Raw genomic sequence first — 3,255 nt, 5'->3', positions numbered from 1 at the left:
GTCGTCTCGGTCATGCCGTACTGCTGGACGAAGCCGCAACCGAACACCTCCATGCACTCGCGCAGCAGGTCCAGCGGGATCGGCGCGGCGCCATAGAGGATGTGCGACAGGCGCGAATAGTCGACCTCGCGCGCTCTTGGCAGCCGCACGACGATCTGCAGCGCCGCGGGCACCATGAACATCTTCGAGATGCGGTCCTTCTCGATGTAGTCCAGCACCTTGGTCGGATCGAACTCGCGCGCCACCACGCCCTTGGCGCCGTTCAGCAAGCCGACGAGCCCCCAGCCGGTGCCGCCGATGTGGGCGACGGGCATGGCCACCAGGCTGACGTCGTTCGGTCCCCAGCGGTTCCACGGCAACTGGGTCGCCGCCGGCTCGCGCCGCATGGCCAGCAGATTGTCGTGGGTCAGCATCGCGCCCTTCGGCCGGCCGGTCGTGCCCGAGGTGTAGAGCTGGATGGCGATGTCGGACGTGGCGATAGGCTTGTGCGGATCGCTGTCGGGCTGGGCGTCGCGCCAGGCCTCGAAGGTCTGGTTCTCGCCCGCCCCTTCCGGCTCCATGGCGATCACGACCGGGCGATGGGTCAGCTCGGCGGCGACCTCCTCGACGTGGGCGATCAGCTCGGGCCCGACAAAGACCAGCTTGGCGTCGCTGTCGGCGACGATGTAGGCGATCTCGGGCGCGGCCAGGCGCCAGCCGATCGGCGTGGTGACCACCCCGGCCTTGGCGGCGCCGATCAGCAGCTCGAAGTACCAGTCGCTGTTCTTGCCGACATAGGCCACGCGGTCGCCGGTCTCGAGGCCCGCCGCGATCAGGGCGTTGGCGACCTGGTTCGTGTGCCGGTCGAAGTCGGCGAAGGTCGTGTCGCGCCCCTCGAAGCTGAAGGCGACAGCGTTGGGCCGCGCCTCGGCGTGATAGCGGGCGACGTCGCCCAAGGTCCGCATGCGCTCGAAGTCGATCGCGTCCGACATCCGTCCTGGCTCCCTCGTACGCCGGCTCTGCGTCCGGTCAAACGGATGTTGGGCCAGGCTTCCGCGCACGGCAAGCTATCCGTAACGATAGGGGGCGTGTGAGCCGCTCAGCGCCAGGCCTTGACCCCGATCACCACCGCCGTGCTCCCGGCGCGCTCGCCCGCCACGACGGCTGGACCGAAGGCCCGCTCGCGCACGACGCCGACATAGGGCGCGAACTCCCGCGTGATCTCGTAGCGCAGCCGCAGCCCTCCTTCGAGCCGCGCGGCGCCGGCCTCGGCGAGATCGCCTTCGAGGCGGGGCTGCAGGATCAGCTTCTGGGTCAGGCGCAGGTCGTAGGAGACCTCGCCCCGCGCCGAGACGTCGCCCTTGTCGGACAGATAGGCCGCGCCCTGGACCTCGAACCAGTACGGCGCCAGCCCCTCGAAGCCGAGCGTCGCATACGACCGTCCTTTCGGCGCCAAATCATAGCGTACGCCGGCCTGCAGGTCGAAATAGGGTCCGACCGGCCAGGCCTTCAGCGCCTCGGCCTCGCCGCGCTCCCAGCCTTCGCCCGTCTTGCGCTCGCCGCGCGCCTTGACCACCCAGCGCGAGGCGTCGCCGCCCCACCAGGCCTCGCCCTCGAAGGCCTGGCCGTCGGCGCCCTTCATGGCGCGATGCTCCAGAATGTCGGCCCGAACGGTCCAGGCCGTTCCACCGCCGTGCTCCTTGGCGAGCTGGGCGCGCGCGGCGGCCATCACCGCCGGGCTGTAGAACCGCTCGGCGGCGTGGTCCGCCGGGATCGGCGGCGGCTTGACCTCGCCAGGCGGCGCGGCGGGCGCCGGCATTTGGTGGCCCGCGTGCGAATCGGCGGCGGGAGCCGCCTGGTGGTGCTCATGCTGAGCGGCGGGCGGGAGATCGACCAGCATCACGCGGCCTCCCCGTCCAGCGGCCGGATGGTGACCACCGCGAACATGCCCGCGTGCATGTGCAGCAGCATGTGGCAGTGGAAGGCCCAGTCGCCCGGCTCGTCGGCGGTCAGGTCGAAGGCCGCCTTGCCGCCCGGCGCCACATTGACCGTGTGCTTGAGCGGCTGCCGCGCCTGGCCGTTGACCAGCTCGAAGAAGTGGCCGTGCAGGTGGATCGGGTGGGACATCATGGTGTCGTTGACCAGCACCACCCGCACCCGCTCGCCGCGCTCGAAGGCGTAGGGCTTGCGATCGGGACCATAGGGCTGACCGTCGAACGCCCACATGAAGCGCTCCATGTTACCGGTCAGGTGGATCTCCACGGTCCGTCCCGGCGGCCTAGTGTCCTTGGGCGCGTTCAGGTTGGCGAGGTCGGCGTAGGTCAGGACCTTATGCCCGACGTCCTCCAGCCCCTGGGGCGGCTCGGCCATGCGGTCCATCGGCATCGGCGAGATGCTCTGGACGCCGGGCGTCAGCGCCACGCTGGGCGCGTTGCTTTGGGACCGCATCGACATGTCCATGCCCGGCATGTCCATGCCGTGGGCCATGTTCCCCATCCCCATGTCCTTCATGGTCGCCAGCGGCCGCTTGCGCAGCGGCGGGACGGGCGCGCTCATACCCAGACGCGGCGCAAGGGTCGCGCGGGCCAGGCCCGAGCGGTCCGAGGCCTCGGCGACCAGGGTGAAGGCCTTGTCCTCAGTGGGCCGGACGATGACGTCATAGGTCTCGGCCGGCGCGGTCTGGAACTCATCCACGCTGACCGGCGCGACGGGCTGGCCGTCGACCGCCACGACCTCCAGGGCCAGCCCTGGGATCCGGACGTTGAAGGTGGTCATGGCGGCGGCGTTGATGATCCGCAGCCGCACCCGCTCGCCCGGCGAAAACAGGCCAGTCCAGTTGTCGCCTGGACCGTGGCCGTTGACGAGGTAGGTGTAGGCCGAGCCGGTGACGTCCAGCACGTCGGTCGGGTCCATCCGCATCTTGGACCATTCGATCCGGTCCTTCAGGGACTGGTCCTCGCCGCGCAGCAGGCCAGCCACCGTCTGCTTCTGGCGGTTGAAGTATCCCGCCTGGGCCTTCAGCCTCCGGAACAGCTCGTGCGGATGCAGGAAGCTCCAATCCGACAGCACCACGACGTGCTCGCGGTCGTAGGCGATCGGGTCCTCGCCGGCCGGGTCGATGATCATCGGCGCGTAGTGGCCGACCTGCTCCTGCAGCCCCGAATGGCTGTGCCACCAGTAGGTGCCCGACTGCCGGACCGGAAAGTCGTAGGTGAAGGTCTCGCCGGGCTTGATCCCCGGGAAGCTGACGCCCGGCACGCCGTCCATCTGGAACGG

The 3,255-nt window shown here is 69.8% G+C and carries 3 protein-coding genes; all 3 read right to left on the bottom strand.

Features of this window, described 5'->3' with window-relative positions:
- Positions 1 to 971, bottom strand: a 971-nt coding sequence (locus tag Q0379_RS11375) for an AMP-binding protein (protein ID WP_299008526.1), incomplete at its 3' end; no start/stop codon positions are given.
- 107 nt (positions 972 to 1,078) lie between these two features.
- A complete protein-coding gene (locus Q0379_RS11370) occupies positions 1,079 to 1,879 on the bottom strand; it encodes a copper resistance protein B (RefSeq protein ID WP_299008523.1) in 801 nt (266 codons plus the stop codon).
- On the bottom strand, positions 1,879 to 3,255 hold a 1,377-nt coding region (locus Q0379_RS11365), incomplete at its 5' end, for a copper resistance system multicopper oxidase (RefSeq protein ID WP_299008520.1). The genes Q0379_RS11365 and Q0379_RS11370, both read right to left, overlap by 1 nt.

The sequence above is a fragment of the uncultured Caulobacter sp. genome, assembly GCF_937900395.1.
GTDB lineage: Bacteria > Pseudomonadota > Alphaproteobacteria > Caulobacterales > Caulobacteraceae > Caulobacter.
The sequence above is the reverse complement of the archived record's forward strand: the minus strand, read 5'-3'. Positions and strand labels throughout refer to the sequence as shown.